Source organism: Serratia sp. AKBS12 (genome assembly GCF_024793895.1).
Classification (GTDB): domain Bacteria; phylum Pseudomonadota; class Gammaproteobacteria; order Enterobacterales; family Enterobacteriaceae; genus Serratia_F.
In genome coordinates this window covers 245,491-262,509 of sequence record NZ_JANUSB010000002.1, presented here as the reverse complement: position 1 = coordinate 262,509, position 17,019 = coordinate 245,491, and the positions used below count along the sequence as shown (strand labels likewise).

General features: G+C 60.2%; 15 protein-coding genes. 14 read left to right on the top strand and 1 reads right to left on the bottom strand.

The annotated features are described in order from the left end of the window. The first annotated feature begins 5 nt into the window (after window positions 1-5). The 9 genes from NYE85_RS01150 (at window position 6) to araD (ending at window position 10,020) form a co-directional block, all read left to right on the top strand. On the top strand, window positions 6-1,124 hold the full coding sequence (locus tag NYE85_RS01150) for a patatin family protein (protein WP_259002504.1): 1,119 nt from the start codon (window positions 6-8) through the stop codon (window positions 1,122-1,124). Next, entirely contained in the window at window positions 1,121-1,903 is a 783-nt protein-coding gene (locus tag NYE85_RS01145) for a TatD family hydrolase (protein ID WP_259002503.1), read from the top strand. Before NYE85_RS01150 ends, NYE85_RS01145 begins: the two co-directional genes overlap by 4 nt. Before the next feature lie 428 nt (window positions 1,904-2,331). Continuing rightward, window positions 2,332-3,399 carry a zinc-binding dehydrogenase gene (locus tag NYE85_RS01140; protein ID WP_259002502.1) on the top strand — a complete coding sequence of 356 codons (1,068 nt, stop codon included), beginning with the start codon at window positions 2,332-2,334 and terminating at the stop codon, window positions 3,397-3,399. A gap of 134 nt (window positions 3,400-3,533) precedes the next feature. Continuing rightward, window positions 3,534-4,451: an ABC transporter substrate-binding protein gene (locus tag NYE85_RS01135; RefSeq protein WP_004955564.1), complete on the top strand. Its 918-nt coding sequence runs from the start codon at window positions 3,534-3,536 to the stop codon at window positions 4,449-4,451. A gap of 54 nt (window positions 4,452-4,505) precedes the next feature. Then, window positions 4,506-5,996: a sugar ABC transporter ATP-binding protein gene (locus NYE85_RS01130; protein WP_259002501.1), complete on the top strand. Its 1,491-nt coding sequence runs from the start codon at window positions 4,506-4,508 to the stop codon at window positions 5,994-5,996. Further along, complete coding sequence (locus NYE85_RS01125; RefSeq protein ID WP_259002500.1) at window positions 5,993-6,982, top strand: ABC transporter permease; 990 nt, start codon at window positions 5,993-5,995, stop codon at window positions 6,980-6,982. The genes NYE85_RS01130 and NYE85_RS01125 overlap by 4 nt, the downstream gene beginning before the upstream one ends. Before the next feature lie 8 nt (window positions 6,983-6,990). Beyond that, window positions 6,991-8,478, top strand: coding sequence for an FGGY-family carbohydrate kinase (locus NYE85_RS01120; RefSeq protein ID WP_259002499.1), 1,488 nt, complete (start codon window positions 6,991-6,993; stop codon window positions 8,476-8,478). Continuing rightward, on the top strand, window positions 8,465-9,334 hold the full coding sequence (locus tag NYE85_RS01115; RefSeq protein WP_259002498.1) for an L-ribulose-5-phosphate 3-epimerase: 870 nt from the start codon (window positions 8,465-8,467) through the stop codon (window positions 9,332-9,334). The genes NYE85_RS01120 and NYE85_RS01115 overlap by 14 nt, the downstream gene beginning before the upstream one ends. Continuing rightward, window positions 9,328-10,020, top strand: coding sequence for an L-ribulose-5-phosphate 4-epimerase (gene araD / locus NYE85_RS01110; protein WP_259002497.1), 693 nt, complete (start codon window positions 9,328-9,330; stop codon window positions 10,018-10,020). The genes NYE85_RS01115 and araD overlap by 7 nt, the downstream gene beginning before the upstream one ends. A 6-nt stretch (window positions 10,021-10,026) precedes the next feature. On the opposite strand, the gene NYE85_RS01105 is transcribed toward araD, so the two are convergent. Beyond that, window positions 10,027-11,031, bottom strand: a complete 1,005-nt coding sequence (locus tag NYE85_RS01105) for a LacI family DNA-binding transcriptional regulator (protein ID WP_259002496.1) — start codon at window positions 11,029-11,031, stop codon at window positions 10,027-10,029. A 187-nt stretch (window positions 11,032-11,218) separates the two neighbouring features. Between NYE85_RS01105 and NYE85_RS01100 the strand changes: the two genes are divergently transcribed. From NYE85_RS01100 to deoB, 5 genes are all read left to right on the top strand, one after another. Further along, on the top strand, window positions 11,219-11,542 hold the full coding sequence (locus NYE85_RS01100; protein WP_259002495.1) for a 5'-nucleotidase C-terminal domain-containing protein: 324 nt from the start codon (window positions 11,219-11,221) through the stop codon (window positions 11,540-11,542). Between the two features lie 220 nt (window positions 11,543-11,762). Beyond that, window positions 11,763-13,040: a NupC/NupG family nucleoside CNT transporter gene (locus NYE85_RS01095; protein ID WP_259002494.1), complete on the top strand. Its 1,278-nt coding sequence runs from the start codon at window positions 11,763-11,765 to the stop codon at window positions 13,038-13,040. 299 nt (window positions 13,041-13,339) lie between these two features. After that, on the top strand, window positions 13,340-14,119 hold the full coding sequence (gene deoC / locus NYE85_RS01090; protein WP_259002493.1) for a deoxyribose-phosphate aldolase: 780 nt from the start codon (window positions 13,340-13,342) through the stop codon (window positions 14,117-14,119). 66 nt (window positions 14,120-14,185) lie between these two features. Beyond that, window positions 14,186-15,508, top strand: a complete 1,323-nt coding sequence (gene deoA / locus NYE85_RS01085; RefSeq protein WP_259002492.1) for a thymidine phosphorylase — start codon at window positions 14,186-14,188, stop codon at window positions 15,506-15,508. 244 nt (window positions 15,509-15,752) lie between these two features. Beyond that, window positions 15,753-16,976, top strand: a complete 1,224-nt coding sequence (gene deoB, locus NYE85_RS01080; protein WP_259002491.1) for a phosphopentomutase — start codon at window positions 15,753-15,755, stop codon at window positions 16,974-16,976. Window positions 16,977-17,019: the final 43 nt, after the last annotated feature.

Here is a 17,019-nt window from a genome sequence, read left to right as displayed (position 1 = left end):
TCGGGTTGGGATACAGAATACCCATCACGCTCGGCAATATAGAGCCACTGGCGTATAAACCATACCGGCCCGGTAAAATGGCGCTGGTATGTGAAGGGGGCGGGCAGCGCGGTATTTTCACCGCCGGCGTGCTGGACGAATTCCAGCGGGCCCGCTTTAACCCTTTTGAGCTGATGATCGGCACCTCTGCGGGGGCACAAAACCTGTCGGCCTTTGTCTGTGGGCAGTTGGGCTACGCGCGCAGGGTCATCACCCGCTACACCACCACCTCCAATTTCTTTAACCCGCTGCGTTTCGTGCGCGGCGGGCATCTGATCGATCTCGACTGGCTGGTCGACATTACCTCGCAGCAATTGCCGCTGGCGATGGACGTTGCCGAAAAGCAGCTGATCGACGGACGGGAATTTCTGATGTGTGCCTGCCGCAGCGACAACTTTGAGCCCACCTATCTACCGGCGCAGCGTGACAGCTGGTTGCCGGCGATCAAGGCGTCCAGCGCGATCCCCGGTTTTTACCGCCTGGGCGTAGAGCTGGACGGCATCAGCTATCAGGATGGCGGCATCAGCGATGCCATTCCGGTGGAGGAAGCCTATCGCCGCGGCGCCGATACCATCGTGGTGATCCGCACCGTGCCATCGCAAATGTATTATACGCCGCAGTGGGTGAAGCGCATGGAGCAGTGGCTGAGTGAAAGCAGCCTGCAACAGATGGTACGGGTGATGCAGCATCATGAGCAGAGCTATCACCGCATTCAGCAGTTTATTGAAAAGCCGCCGAGCGACTTGCGTATCTTCGAAATCTTCCCGCCGAAACCGTTGGCCAGCAATGCGCTGGGCAGCAAGGTTGCGGCGTTGAATCGCGATTACCATCTGGGGCGGCGCTGCGGGCGTTACTTCCTGGCCACGGTCGGCCACTGGCTGCTGACACAGGAGAAACACGACGGTATCAAGGTGAAAACTCCGCTGTCGCGCCGTTTAATTCAGCCGGACAGCGTGGCGATGCCGTCGCCGATCGTCACCGAGGCGGTTCATTCGTCCATTGCGGTAACCGGTAGCCAAGCGGAAGCGCAGCCGCAGATCGTCTTGCCACACGGCCAGCCGAGTGGCGGTGGAGAGGCGCCATGAGCCACTGTTTTACCGATACCCATTGCCATTTCGACTTCCCGCCGTTTGCCGGCAATGAGGCAGAAAGCCTGCAACGTGCCGCGGCTGCCGGAGTGCAGCGTATTATCGTACCGACGGTCACCGCCGATCGTTTCGCGCGGGTACTGCAATTGGCCAAGGACTATCCACCGCTGTATGCCGCGCTCGGGCTGCATCCGCTGTATGTCGCACAGCACCACGACCAACAGCTGGAACAGCTGGCGGCGTTATTGGCTGGCAAACCGGACACACTGGTGGCCGTTGGTGAAATCGGTCTCGATCTGTACATGGAAGCGCCGCAGTTCAAGCGGCAGCAGCAGTTGCTGACTGCCCAGCTTAAACTGGCAAAACGGCATGATTTACCCGTGATCCTGCATTCGCGCCGCAGCCACGATGTGCTGGCCGCGACATTGCGCCGCACCGATGTGCCGCGTTGTGGCGTGGTACACGGCTTTGCCGGCAGTTTGTCGCAGGCGCAGGCGTTTATCCGCCTGGGCTACCGTATTGGCGTCGGCGGTACCATCAGCTATGAGCGGGCGCAAAAAACCCGGGCGGTGATGGCGCAATTGCCGCTGACCTCGCTGCTGCTGGAAACCGACGCACCGGATATGCCGTTAGCCGGCTATCAGGGGCAGCCCAATCGGCCGGAGCGCGCCGCCAAGGTATTTGAGGTGCTGTGTCAGCTGCGTCCCGAGTCAGCCGACGAAATTGCCGCCCAGCTGCAACACAACGCTGATAGCCTGTTTATGCCAGTGGCTTGAAGACTTTTATCGATCCCCCCGCCTGATTTCCCGTTGCTGTTGGCCCCACCATTCTCTTCACACGCTGCCCGGCGGCCGAATGCGTGCGCGTTGCGGCTGGCAGTTTGCCGGATTTGCCATTGCCGGTGCCGGCTTGAAATCAGTGGATCCGAACGGATCGATGATGCAGCAGAATGGGATCGCGATCCGGATTTGTAGCATTTTTAAGCTTAATGTTAACGATATGTGATTTTGCTCAAATAATTATTTTTACAGCTTTGGTTATATGTTGCTCTATGTTCACGTTGTCATTTTGAGTTTTCGGTGTTCGTGATGATTAATTTATTGAAATTTATAGGTTTATAACGTTGTTCGTTTTTTGTTGGATAAAAATGACAACGTCAACATTAAGAGAATTCAAGCTGTTAACAAATACATTGGAGGAAGACATGAGCCAGTTGCCGGAAAAAATGCGCGCGGTCGTTTGCCACGGCCCGCAGGATTATCGTTTCGAACAGGTGCCTACGCCGTTGCCGAAGGCACGCGAACTGGTGATCAAGGTGGAAGGCTGCGGCATCTGCGCCGGTGACTGCAAATGCAAAAACGGCGCGCAGATGTTCTGGGGGGAGAATCCATGGGTGAAACCGCCGGTAGTGCCAGGGCATGAGTTCTATGGGCGTATTGCCGCGTTGGGCGAGGGCGCTGAAGGCAAATACAAGGTTGGGGAACGGGTGATCGCCGAGCAGATCGTGCCGTGCTGGGAATGCCGCTACTGCAAGTCCGGCAGCTACTGGATGTGCGAAACGCACAATATTTACGGCTTCCAGAAAGACGTGGCGGAAGGCGGCATGGCGGAGTATATGCGCTTTTCCGAGAACGCCATCGTGCACAAGATCCCGGAAAGCCTGAGCCATGAAGACGCGGTGCTGATTGAGCCGATGGCCTGCGCCATTCACACCGTGGCGCGTGGCGACATTCAGCTGGATGACGTGGTGGTACTGGCCGGCGCCGGGCCGCTCGGGCTATGTATGGTGCAGGTGGCACGCCTGAAGACGCCTAAGAAACTGATCGTCATCGACGCCATCGACGAGCGGTTGGCACTGGCGAAAGAGTTCGGCGCCGACCTGGTGATAAACCCGCTGAAAGAAGACGCTGACAGCATCGTCAAATCGCTGACCGGTGGCTACGGCTGTGACGTATATATCGAGGCCACCGGCGCGCCGATCGGCGTGACCCAGGGGCTGCAGATGATCCGCAAGCTGGGCCGCTTCGTGGAGTTCAGCGTGTTCGGCAAGGAAACCACCGTCGACTGGTCGATCATCGGTGACCGCAAGGAGCTGGACATTCGCGGCGCGCACCTGGCGCCCTACAGCTATGAAATCGCCATCGATCTGTTCGAGCGCGGACTGGTGACCTCCAACGGCGTGGTCACTCACAGCTATTCATTGAACGACTGGGATCAGGCTTTCGCTCTGGCGGATTCGACCGACTCCATCAAGGTGATCCTGGTTCCCTGAGGTTGCCGCCGTACCGCTGTTGCAGTAACGACCACCGTCCCGTTCGCAGGGATGGGCCGGCGGTCGGCCAAAGGTAAAGACATGCTGTTGCTCTGATAATCACAACAAAACGCTACCCTACAGGAGAATTGGCTATGTTTTCATTTTTCAAAAAGACCTTACCCTTTATCGTCGCCGGTGGAATGTTGGCGGCCAGCCATGTGGCGCTGGCCAAGCAGATCACTATCGGTATGTCGTTCCAGGAGATGAACAACGACTATTTCGTCACCATGAAACAGGCGCTGGATCAGGCAGCGGCTGATATCGGCGCCAAAGTGTACGTGGCCGATGCGCGTCACGATGTCGCCAAGCAGATCGGCGACGTGGAGGACATGTTGCAGAAGAAGGTGGATATCCTGCTGATCAACCCGACCGATTCGGTGGGGGTACAGTCGGCGGTGATCTCCGCCCATAAAGCCGGTGCGGTGGTGGTGGCGATCGACGCGCAGGCCGACGGCCCCCTGGACTCGTTCGTCGGTTCGGAAAACTACGACGCCGGTTTCCAGGCGGGCGAATACCTGGCGAAATCACTGGGTGGCAAAGGCAAGGTGGCGATCCTTGACGGCATCCCGGTGGTGCCGATCCTGGAGCGCGTGCGCGGCTTTGAAGCGGCGATGAAGAAGTACCCCGACATCAAGATTGTCACCAAGCAAAACGGCAAGCAGGAGCGCGACACCGCGCTGACCGTGACTGAAAACATGCTGCAATCGGCACCGGATCTGGCGGGCATCTTCAGCGTTAACGACGTTGGCGCGCTCGGCGCCCTGGCGGCGATTGAAAGCAATGGCGCCAAGGTAAAACTGGTCAGCGTCGACGGCCAGCCGGAGGCCATCAAAGAGATCCTCAAACCGAATTCACCGTTTATCGCCACCTCGGCGCAGTTCCCGCGTGACCAGTTGCGTATCGCGCTCGGTATCGCGCTGGCTCGCTACTGGGGTGCCACCGTGCCGAAAACCGTGCCGGTCAAGGTGAAGCTTATCGACCGCAGCAATGCGGCCGGCTTTAGCTGGTAACAGTGGCCAGGTTCGCCCCGCTGCGGTGGGGCGTTCGGCGCGGAGGGTATTGCGGTGACAGCCTTACTGGAATTGAAGCGGATTAAAAAGAGCTTTCCCGGCGTGAAGGCGCTGGACGGCATCGATCTCGCCATTCAACGCGGCGAGGTGCACGCCTTACTGGGCGAAAACGGCGCCGGCAAATCGACGCTGGTGAAAATCATGTGCGGCATTTATCAGCCGGACGAGGGCGACATTTTTATCGACGGCCAGCAGTGCCGTTTTAGCAACTATCGCCAGGCGATCGAGGCCGGCGTCGGCATTATTTTTCAGGAATTCTCGTTGATTCCCTACATGAGCGCCATCGACAACATCTTTCTCAACCGGGAGATCAAAAATCGTTGGGGCCTGCTGGATCGACGTGCGATGCGGCGCAGGGCCGAAGCCATCTTCAAACGGCTGACGGTGGATATCGATCTCGACTGCCCGGTAGAGCAGTTGAGCGTGGCGCAACAGCAGTTCGTGGAGATCGCCAAGGCGCTGTCGCTGGACGCGCGCGTGCTGGTGCTGGACGAACCGACCGCCACGCTGACCCCGGGCGAGGCCGAGCACCTGTTCAGCGTGATGAACGATCTGCGACTGCTGGGGGTTGGCATGGTGTTTATCTCGCACCATCTGGATGAGATCTTCACCATCTGCGATCGCATCACCGTGCTGCGCGACGGCAGCTATATCGAGACGCTGGCCACCGGTGACACCAACGTGGAAGAGCTGGTACGGCTGATGGTCGGGCGCAAGATCGAAAACGCCTTCCCGCTGAAACAGCACCCGGTGGATACCTCGACGCTGTTGCTGGAGGCGGAGATCCAGCGCGAGAAGCATGGTGCAACGGATCGGTTCCGGCTGCATAAGGGCGAGATCCTTGGCTTCGCCGGTCTGGTAGGCTCCGGGCGCACCGAGACCGTGTCGGCGCTGATCGGCGCCAGTCGCTGCCACCGCAAACGCGTGAGCCTCGGCGGCCGGCCGGCGGCGCTGAACTCTCCGGCGCAGGCGCTGGCACAGGGCATCGGTCTGCTGCCGGAGAGCCGCAAAACCGAAGGTCTGGTGCTGCCGTTCTCGGTAGCGCAGAACATCACCCTTAACCGGCATCATCGGCGCGGCAAGATCTTCGTCAGCGCCAGCAAGGATCGCGACGTGGTACAGCGGCTGATCCACGCCGTGGGCGTGAAAACCCCGGGCGCGGATACCGCCGTCAGCACCCTGAGCGGCGGCAACCAGCAGAAGGTGGTGATCGCCCGCTGGCTTAACAACGACTGCAACATTTTGATCTTCGACGAGCCGACGCGCGGCATCGACGTGGGCGCCAAGGCCGAGATCTACCAGCTGATGCAGCAACTGACCCAGCAGGGTATCTCCATCATCATGATTTCCTCCGAACTGCCGGAGATCATCGGCGTGTGCGACCGCGTGCTGGTGTTTCGCGGCGGTCACATCGTCGCCGAACTGACCGGCGACGACATCGAATCCAACCACATCATGCTTCACGCTACCGGGAGTGCATTATGATCGGAATTGAACAACCCGCCGTGGCGCGCCGCGCCGCTGCTCCCAGCCTGGGCAAGCGCTGGGAAAAACTGCTGCATCACCCAGCGGTGCTGCCGTTTATCGGCTTCGTGATCCTGTTCGCGCTGATGAGCGTGCTGAACGACAGTTTTCTTAGCGTCAACAACCTGACCAACGTGGCGCGCCAGGTGTCGATCAACGCCATCATCGCGGTGGGCATGACCTGCGCCATCCTCACCGGCGGTATTGATCTTTCGGTCGGGCCGGTAATGGCGCTGGCCGGCTCCGTCGCCGCCGGGCTGATGCTGGCGGCGATCCCCATCCCGTTGGCGATGGTGGCGGCATTGGCGGTCGGGGCACTGTTTGGTCTGGCCAACGGCGCCTGCATCGCCTATCTGCGCATGCCGCCGATCATCGTCACCCTGGCGTCGATGGGGATCGCCCGCGGTCTGGCGCTGCTGTACACCGGCGGCTACCCGATCTCCGGTTTGCCCGAGATTTTCGCCTTCTTTGGCCGCGGCACGGTGCTGGGCATCCAGGTGCCGATCCTGATCATGCTCGGCGTGTACCTGCTGGCCTGGCTGATGCTGAACCAGCTGCCGTTCGGCCGCTATATCTACGCGATGGGCGGTAACGAAGAGGCGGCGCGCCTGAGCGGCATCCGCGTGCCGCGCTACAAGATGCTGGTGTACGTCATCAGCGGCCTGACCGCCGCGCTGGCCGGGCTGGTGCTGACCTCGCGCCTGATGAGCGGGCAGCCCAACGCCGGCGAAGGCTTCGAGCTGGACGCCATCGCCGCGGTAGTGCTCGGCGGGGCGGCGATCTCCGGCGGGCGTGGAGCCATCGTCGGCACCCTGGTGGGGGCTATGATGCTCGGGGTGCTGAACAATGGACTCAATCTGATGAGCGTGTCGCCGTATATCCAGAACGTGGTGAAGGGCGGCATCATCCTGGCCGCCATCTACCTCAGTTCCGTGCGGCGCAAATAGGGGGCGTGATGGGCATTTTTCTTGGCATAGACGTCGGCGGCACGGTGATCAAGGCCGGGCTGTACCGGGCCGACGGTGAAGAACTGGCGATAGCCGAACGCGACGGCGCGGCGATCGCCGCCCGGCCAGGCTTTTGCGAACGCAATATGGAGGCGCTGTGGGATGACGTTTGCGCTGCGATCCGCCAGACGCTGCACGCAGCGGCGCTGGATGCAGGCCAGGTGCGCGGCGTCGGCTTTTCGGCGCACGGCAAAGGGCTGTACGCCATCGACCGGCACGGCAAGCCGGTCGGCAACGGCATCCTCTCTTCGGACAACCGCGCAGCGGAAACGGTGGCTGCCTTGCAGCGCGCCGGCGTGGACGCGCAGACCTATCCGCGTAGTCTGCAGCCGCTGTGGCCCAGCCACCCGGCGCTGCTGCTGCGCTGGCTGAAGCAGCATCAACCGGCGCAGTACGCCGCCGTCGATCGTATTTTGATGGCGCATGACTATTTGCGCTTTCGCCTGACCGGCGAGGCGGCGGCCGAGGTGACCAACATTTCCGGCAGCAATCTGTTTAACCAGCACAGCGGTGCTTACGATCCTGCGCTGATGGTGGCTTTTGGCATCGAAGAGGCGGTGGAGAAAACCGCGCCGGTGATTGGCTCGGCGCAACTGGCCGGGCGAGTGACGGCTGGAGCGGCGGCGCAGTGCGGCCTGCGGACGGGCACCGCGGTATACGGCGGCCTGTTCGACGTGGTGGGCGCGGCGCTCGGCTCCGGCGTAGCCGACGATCGCACGCTCAGCGCGGTGGCGGGTACCTGGTCGATAGCCACTTGCGTGACTGAGCAACTGCTGCCTGCCGACTATCCCTACGCCTGGGGGCGTTACTGCATCGACGGCCTCTATTTTGTGCATGAAGGCAGCCCGACCTCGGCCAGCAATCTGGCCTGGTTTCTGCGCCAGTTTTGCGCCGACGACCGGCAACGCTATGCCCAGTTCAATGCCTGGGTGGCGGAGCGCTGCGAACGACCCAGCGAGCTGCTGTTCCTGCCCTATCTGTACGGCTCCAACCTTGGCGGCAACACGCCAGGCGGGCTGATCGGCCTGAGCGCTCATCATGAAATGGCGGACGTGGTTCAGGCTATCTATCAGGGCATCGTGTTCTCGCACCTGATCCATCAGCAGCGCATGGTACAACTGAACCCGCGTATTGAACGGGTGCGCATGACCGGCGGGCCGACGCAGTCCGACGTCTGGATGCAGATGTACGCCGACGCTGGCAATCTGCCGCTCGAGGTGGTGGCAAGCCGCCAGAGCGGCTGCCGTGCCGCCGCGCTGTGCGCCGCGGTTGGCGCCGGAGAGTATGCCGGGTTCGCCGAAGCGATCGCCGCCGCGCCGCCCAAGCTGCGTTGTTTTTACCCCGCGCCCGCCGCCCATCGGCGTCTGCGCGCCCAGCAGGCGCGCTATCTGGCGGTCGCCCAGGCTTTGAATGAGGTCAATGATGCAAACAACTAATGTCGCCTGTCTCGGGCTGTATGAAAAAGCACTGCCCGCCAATCTGAGCTGGCCGCAGCGGCTGGCGATCGCCGCGGAGCTGGGGTTTGATTTTGTGGAGATGTCGATCGACGAACAGCCGGCGCGCCAGCAGCGCCTGGATTGGGATCGCAGTCAGCGACTGGCGTTTATCCAGGCGCGTCTCGACAGTGGGGTGACGGTGCCGAGCCTGTGTCTGTCGGCACACCGGCGCGATCCGTTCGGCAGTGCCGACGTGGCCACCCGTGAACGGGCGCGGGTGCTACTGAGCAAGGCGCTGGAACTGGCGGTAGATCTCGGTATCCGCAACATCCAGCTGGCGGGTTACGACGTCTATTACGAACCCGCCGATCGCCACAGCCGTGCGCGCTTTATCGAGGGCATGCAGTGGGCGGTGGCGCAGGCCGGCAGGGCGCAGGTGATGCTGTCGGTGGAAGTGATGGACACGCCGTTTATCAACAGCATCAGCAAATGGCGTGACATTGCGCGCCATGTCAACAGCCCGTGGTTCACGGTGTATCCCGATCTCGGCAACCTCAGCGCCTGGGGCAACGATATTGCCGCCGAGCTGGCGCTGGACATCGGCAGCATCACCGCTATCCACCTCAAGGACACCATCGCGGTCGGTCCGGGCAGCGCCGGGCAGTTTCGCGACGTGCCGTTCGGCGAAGGCTGCGTGGATTTCGCCCACGCCTTTTCCGTACTTGACGCGCTCGGCTATCGCGGCCCCTATCTGCTGGAGATGTGGGCACGTGAAGACGGGCAGGATAAACAGCGCATCGCCCAGGCCAAGTCCTGGATCGAACAACAGATGATCGGTGGAGGAATCACATGCTGAACGAACTCAAGCGACAGGTGCTGGCCGCCAATCTCAGCCTGCCGCAATACGGTCTGGTGACCTTTACCTGGGGCAATGTTTCGGCGATCGATCGCCAACGCGGGCTGGTGGTGATCAAGCCTTCGGGCATCGCCTATGACGCGATGACGCTGGAGGATCTGGTGGTGGTGGATCTGGACGGCAAGGTGCAGGAAGGACATCGCAAACCCTCGTCCGATACCGCGACCCATCTGGCGTTATACCGCGCCTTTGGCGATATCGGCGGCGTGGTGCATACCCACAGCCGCAACGCCACCATCTGGGCGCAGGCCGGACTGCCGATCCCGGCGCTCGGCACCACCCACGCCGACTATTTTTACGGCGATATTCCCTGCACCCGGCCGATGCGCGAGACCGAGATCGCCGGTGATTACGAGCAGGAAACCGGTAAGGTGATCGTCGAGACTTTCCAGCAAGACGGGCGCGATCCGCAGCAGGTGCCGGGGGTATTGGTCTATTCCCACGGGCCGTTCGCCTGGGGCAAGGACGCGGCGGATGCGCTGCACAACGCGGTGGTGCTGGAAGAGGTGGCGGTGATGGCGATGGCGACGCGCCAACTGGCACCGGCGATCGCCCCGATGCAGCCGGCGCTGCTGGATAAACACTTCCTGCGCAAGCACGGTAAACGCGCCTATTACGGGCAATAACGCCGGTCAGCGATTCAACAGCGAGCCGGTGAAGAACTCTCTGCGCACCGGCAGCTCTCCGCGCGGGCTGTTGATCGCGCTGAACAACAGTTCCGCGGCGATCTCCCCCAACTTCTGCGTATCGTGATATACCCCGGGAATGTGCAGGCCGTAAGCGCCGGCGCGTGGCGGTTCGTCGATCGAGAAGAACTTCACCTGCTGATAGAGCCCCATTTCGTGGCAGATGGCGATGGCGCCCAGCGTGATAATGCCGTTCAGGCCGATAATGTAATCCGGGCGATTCTCCGGCTGGGCCAGATAGGCGCGGACCTCGCTCTCCTGCGATATGAAATCGTAGTCGCCGTTGATGATATGCAGTTCACGGCCGCGGTCTTTCAGCGCGGCGACGATGCCGGCGGTACGCGTCAGCGTGATCTCCGAGTCGGCCGGGCCGCCGATAATCAGCAGTTTCTTCTCCGGCTGCTCCGCCAGATAGCGGCCGGCGAGAACGCCGATCTCGCGGTTGTCGAGGAATACCCCGCTCAGTTGCTGATCGTAGAGATCGCGGTCGAGTAGAATAAGAGGGATGCCGTACACCTCGGCCAGTTCGAGGTAGGCGGGACGATAGTGTTTGTCATCACGCACCGCCGATAGCAGGATACCGCGCGCCTTGTAGCCGAATAGCGCCTGAATGGCGCGCATTTCCGCCTCTTCGCTGCCATCGGTGTCGAACAGCATGATCTGGTAACCCTGCTGGCGCGCAATGCGCGACACGGTCTTGATCAGGCCGGAATAGAACGGGTTATACATGCTGCTGGTGACAATACCGATAATCTGGCTGCTACTGCTCTTCAGCCCCTGCGCAAAGGCGTTGGGCACGTAGTTTAGCTCTTTGGCGATGGCGTGAATGCGTTCACGGGTTTCCGGCTTGACCAGCTCGGGCTTATTGAAGGCACGGGAAACGGTGATATTGGTCACCCTGGCACGGCGGGCGATGTCCACGATGGTGGCATTGGGATTGGCTTTCGACACCGTCTTTCCTTGCGTTATGCCTCAACAGATCCCTTATTGTAGGGAAAGGGAGGTTGGGGGGCTAGGGGGATGTGGGGGAAGTCCAGCAATTGTTGCGCGCACTTTTTACGATCCCGGCCATTTCAGCAATCAGCCGCTATTGTTGCAACGTCAGGCCATGGCGACAAGGCAATGCCTGCTTTCATTAATGAATCATGCGGCAAATCTGACCAATGGCGTTCTGCAAGTCTCGAAAGGTATCGAGATGGAATACGATAGCCGCAAGCCGCTCAATCAGCGCATTGTCTCGCTAACGGTGCAAGGGCAGCCGCTCAAGGATGACGCCTGGTATCCGATTGTGGTGAATTCTTTCCTGGCGACGGGAGGAGATGGCTTCAGCGCCTTTGCCGAAGGGCGTAATCTCAGAACGCTTCCCGGCAGCGGTGCGACGGCAGCGGTGGTAGACTATATCAAGTCGCAACCGGAGATCGTTCCCAATACCCACAAGCGCATTAAGGACCTGGCATTGTAGCCAATCAGACCTGGCGAGTAGGCGTTAGACGGAAGGATTAAACTGTGATTAGTATCACGTAATTATGTTTTCCATTGCGTCTGGTTGTATATTTTTGTGATATGAATCGGTGCGGGTATTGTCCCGCTCCGTATAATCACACCCCGAAAACATTCATAAGCAACCCTGTGTTCCTCTTGGGCAGGGATGTATTACTTTATTCGCAACAGGGATACTTTACATGCAACTCATCATGAGCCTGGTCGGCATGGCGGCGCTGATCGCGATTGCGGTACTGCTCTCCAGCAACCGCCGCGCGATTAATCTGCGCACCGTTGTCTGGGCATTTGTTCTTCAGGTCGCCATCGGCGCGCTGGTGCTGTATGTGCCGGTGGGTCGCGCGGTGCTCGGCGGCATGTCGGCCGGCGTGGCTAACGTGATAGCCTATGGCAATCAGGGCATTTCCTTTATTTTTGGCGGACTGGTTTCCGACAAGATGTTCGAGGTGTTCGGCGGTGGTGGTTTTGTCTTCGCCCTGCGGGTGTTGCCGGTGATCGTGTTCTTCTCCTCGCTGATTGCGGTGCTGTACTATCTGGGCATCATGCAACTGGTGATCCGGGTGCTCGGCGGTGGCCTGCAAAAACTGCTCGGCACCTCGCGCACCGAATCACTGTCGGCAACCGCCAATATCTTTGTTGGCCAGACCGAAGCGCCGCTGGTGGTGCGTCCTTATATTGCCACCATGACCCAGTCTGAACTGTTTACCGTCATGTGTGGCGGCCTGGCTTCAGTGGCCGGTTCGGTGCTGGCGGGTTATGCGCAGATGGGCGTGCCGCTGGAATACCTGATTGCCGCTTCGTTTATGGCGGCGCCAGGTGGCTTGCTGTTTGCCAAGCTGATGGTGCCGGAAACGGAAAAAACCCACGATAAAGACGATGCGATGAAGCTGATCGCTGAAGACGACCGCCCGGCCAACGTCATTGACGCGGCAGCGTCCGGTGCGGCATCCGGCATGCAGCTGGCGTTGAACGTCGGTGCCATGCTGCTGGCGTTCATTGCGTTGATCGCCTTGCTGAACGGTATCCTTGGCGGAATCGGCGGCTGGTTCGACTATCCGCAGCTGTCGCTGGAGCTGATTCTTGGCTGGATCTTCTCACCGCTTGCTTTCCTGATCGGCGTGCCGTGGCATGAGGCGATGACCGCCGGTTCGTTTATCGGCCAGAAGATTATCGTCAACGAATTTGTCGCTTACATGAACTTCGGGGCCTATCTGCGCCCGGACGCCGTGGTGGCTGCCGAAGGCTTGCAGGTGCTTTCTGCGCATACCAAAGCGATCATCTCGTTTGCACTGTGCGGCTTTGCCAACCTGTCTTCGGTGGCGATCCTGTTGGGTGGCCTGGGCAGCATGGCGCCGAGCCGACGTCACGATATCGCGCGCTTTGGCCTGAAAGCGGTAGTGGCCGGTACGCTGTCTAACCTGATGAGCGCCACAATCGCCGGGTTCTTCCTGGCGCTTTAAGCTAAACTCTGTTACGGGCGTCCGGTTGGGCGCCCGTTATCCCGGTACGAACCCTTAGCGAATTTGTGAACGATATCGCGTTCTTTTGTGATGTTCTTCACATATAATTCCGGCCTGTTACAGTGTTATTTCATAGAATGTGAATCCGAACACGATTTTCCCTCCAGGGGCGTGTTCAAATAGCTATTACATCTGCGGTGAGAAGGATCTCAGTTGCCGCGAGGGGAATCATTGCCCCGCGCTATCTTCATGGAACCAAGTCCGCTCGCCAACGGCAAGATACTCAGTTGGAGAGTTTTATGACCGAATTAACCGCCGCAGCGCAACGTGCGCTGAATTTAATGGATTTAACCACGCTGAACGATGATGACACCGACGAGAAAGTGATCGCGTTGTGTCGTCAGGCCAACAGCCCGGCTGGCCATACCGCCGCCGTTTGCATCTATCCGCGCTTTATCCCGATTGCCCGCAAAACGCTGCGCGAACAAGGCACGCCGGACATTCGCATCGCCACCGTCACCAACTTCCCGCACGGCAATGACGACATCGACATTGCGCTGGCCGAAACCCGCGCGGCCATCGCCTACGGTGCCGACGAGGTTGACGTGGTGTTCCCGTATCGTGCGCTGATGGCCGGTAATGCCCAGGTCGGTTTTGATCTGGTCAAGCAGTGCAAGCAGGCCTGCGAGCAGGCAAACGTGCTGTTGAAGGTGATTATTGAAACCGGCGAGCTGAAAGACGCCGCAACGATCCGCCAGGCCAGCGAAATTGCCATCAACGCCGGTGCCGATTTTATTAAAACCTCGACCGGCAAAGTCCCGGTCAACGCCACGCTGGAAAGCGCCGAGCTGATGATGTCGGTAATTCGCGACATGGGCGTCGGCGCACGGGTCGGTTTCAAACCGGCCGGCGGGGTGCGTACCGCGCAAGACGCACTGCATTATCTGCAACTTGCCGAGCGTATCATGGGCAAAGACTGGGCTGATGCGCGCCATTTCCGCTTCGGCGCCTCCAGCCTGCTGGCGAGTCTGCTGACGACGCTGGGCCATGACGGCCAGGCTTCCGGCAGCGGCTACTGATGACATTTTCCACCGTGGCATGCCTGCGGTGGTGTTGATGACCCTACATTTACGCAGGGGGATGCTGTGTTCCTGGCTCAAGAGATAATACGTAAAAAACGCGATGGACAACCGTTGAGCGAAGAGGAAATTCGTTTCTTCATCAATGGCGTTCGTGACAACTCGGTGTCCGAAGGGCAAATCGCCGCGTTGGCGATGACCATCTATTTCCACGACATGAGCATGGCGGAGCGCGTCGCGCTGACCATGGCGATGCGCGATTCCGGCACGGTGCTGGACTGGAAAAGCCTGTCGTTGAACGGGCCAATCGTCGATAAACACTCCACCGGCGGCGTGGGCGACGTGACGTCGCTGATGCTCGGCCCGATGGTGGCTGCTTGTGGCGGTTACGTGCCGATGATTTCCGGTCGCGGCCTCGGCCATACCGGCGGTACTCTGGATAAACTGGAGGCCATTCCGGGCTTCAATATTTTCCCTGATGACAACGCGTTTCGCAAAATCATCAAGGACGTCGGTGTGGCGATTATCGGCCAGACCAGCTCGCTGGCTCCGGCGGATAAACGGTTCTATGCCACCCGCGACATCACCGCCACCGTGGATTCGATTCCGCTGATTACCGCCTCAATCCTCGCCAAAAAGCTGGCGGAAGGGCTGGACGCGTTGGTAATGGACGTCAAGGTCGGTTCTGGCGCCTTTATGCCAACCTACGCGCTGTCAGAAGATTTGGCGCAGGCGATCGTTGGCGTGGCCAACGGTGCCGGCTGCAAAACTACCGCACTGCTGACCGATATGAATCAGGTCCTGGCTTCCAGCGCTGGCAACGCGGTTGAGGTACGCGAAGCGGTACGTTTCCTGACCGGCGAATACCGCAATCCGCGCCTGCTGGAAGTGACGCTGGCGCTGTGCGTGGAAATGCTGCTGTCGGGAGGGTTGGCGCAGGACGACGCCGACGCGCGCGCCAAGCTGCACGCGGTGCTGGACAACGGCAAGGCGGCAGAGATCTTCGGCCGCATGGTTGCGGCGCAGCAGGGGCCGAGCGATTTCGTCGAGCGTTACGACCACTATCTGCCGGTTGCCATGATGAGCAAGCCGGTGTATGCCGACCAGCCGGGTATCGTTACCGCCATGGACACCCGTGCGCTGGGCATGGCGGTGGTGACGTTGGGCGGCGGACGTCGCCGGGCAACCGACAGCATTGATTACAGCGTTGGCCTGACCGACATGGCGCGTCTGGGCGACAGCATCGATACCCAGCGGCCGCTGGCGGTGATCCATGCCAACGACGAAGAGAGCTGGCAGCATGCGGCAGACGCGGTGCGCAGCGCGATGACGCTGGGGACTACGGCAGCAGAAACCACGCCGGTGGTATACAAGCGCATTACGGCATAACGTCGGCTTATTATATTGAATTGATGGCAACCGCCATTTTTGTGGTTGCCAGCTATACCCAATGGATTTCGCACCGCGGCTAGGCGGCAAGGGCGGGCAGCTCTGGAACTTACTCGGTAAGTGCCCGGGGTGGCCAATCAGCCAAGCTTGGCCCCGGCAGGGCAAGACCCGGCGATGGGCCGAGTAACGCGCAGCCAACCACGCCGCAGCGCGAAAGACAACGGGTATCACGCAGGAGAACAGCATGAAACGTACGTTTATTATGGTTTTGGACTCATTCGGCATCGGCGCAAGCGAAGATGCCGAACGTTTTGGCGACAAAGGCTCCGATACGCTTGGCCACATTGCCGCAGCCTGTGCGCGCGGTGAGGCCAATACCGGCCGTAACGGCCCGTTGACCCTGCCAAATCTGAGCCGTCTCGGCCTGGGCAAGGCGGCGCAGGAGTCCACCGGCAGCTTCCCGCAGGGGCTGGATGAAAACGCCAATATCATTGGTGCTTACGGCTATGCCAGCGAACTGTCCTCCGGTAAGGACACGCCGTCAGGCCACTGGGAAATCGCCGGCGTGCCGGTACTGTTCGACTGGGGTTATTTCAGCGACGAACACAACAGTTTCCCACAGGAACTGCTGGATAAACTGGTCGAGCGCGCCAAGCTGCCGGGTTACCTTGGCAACTGCCATTCGTCCGGCACGGTGATCCTCGATCAGCTTGGCGAAGAGCACATGAAGAGCGGCAAGCCGATCTTCTATACCTCGGCGGATTCGGTGTTCCAGATTGCCTGCCACGAAGAGACCTTTGGCCTGGAGCGTTTGTACCAACTGTGCGAGATCGCCCGCGAAGAACTGACCGAAGGCGGCTACAACATTGGCCGGGTGATCGCGCGGCCGTTCATCGGCGATAAGCCGGGCAACTTCCAGCGTACCGGCAATCGTCACGATCTGGCGGTCGAGCCGCCGGCACCGACCGTGCTGAAAAAGCTGGTGGATGAGAAGGGCGGGGAAGTGGTGTCGATCGGTAAAATTGCCGATATCTACGCCAACGTCGGCATTACCCAAAAAGTGAAGGCTACCGGTATCGATGCGCTGTTTGACGCCACGGTAAGCGAAATGGAAAAAGCCGGCGACAACACCATTGTGTTCACCAACTTTGTCGATTTCGACTCCTCTTACGGTCACCGTCGTGACGTGGCGGGCTACGCCGCCGCGCTGGAGCTGTTCGATCGCCGCCTGCCGGAGCTGCTGAAGCTGGTGAAAGATGACGATATGATTATCTTCACCGCCGATCACGGCTGTGATCCGACCTGGAGCGGCACCGACCACACCCGTGAGCACATTCCGGTGCTGGTGTACGGCCCGAAAATCAAGCCGGGTTCGCTGGGCCATCGCGCAACCTTCGCCGATATCGGCCAGACCGTTGCCAGCTACTTTGGCCTGTCGCCGATGGAATATGGCAAATCCATGTTCTAAACACCTGTTGGCGCCGGGTTAGTGCCCGGCGCATTTTTATTCA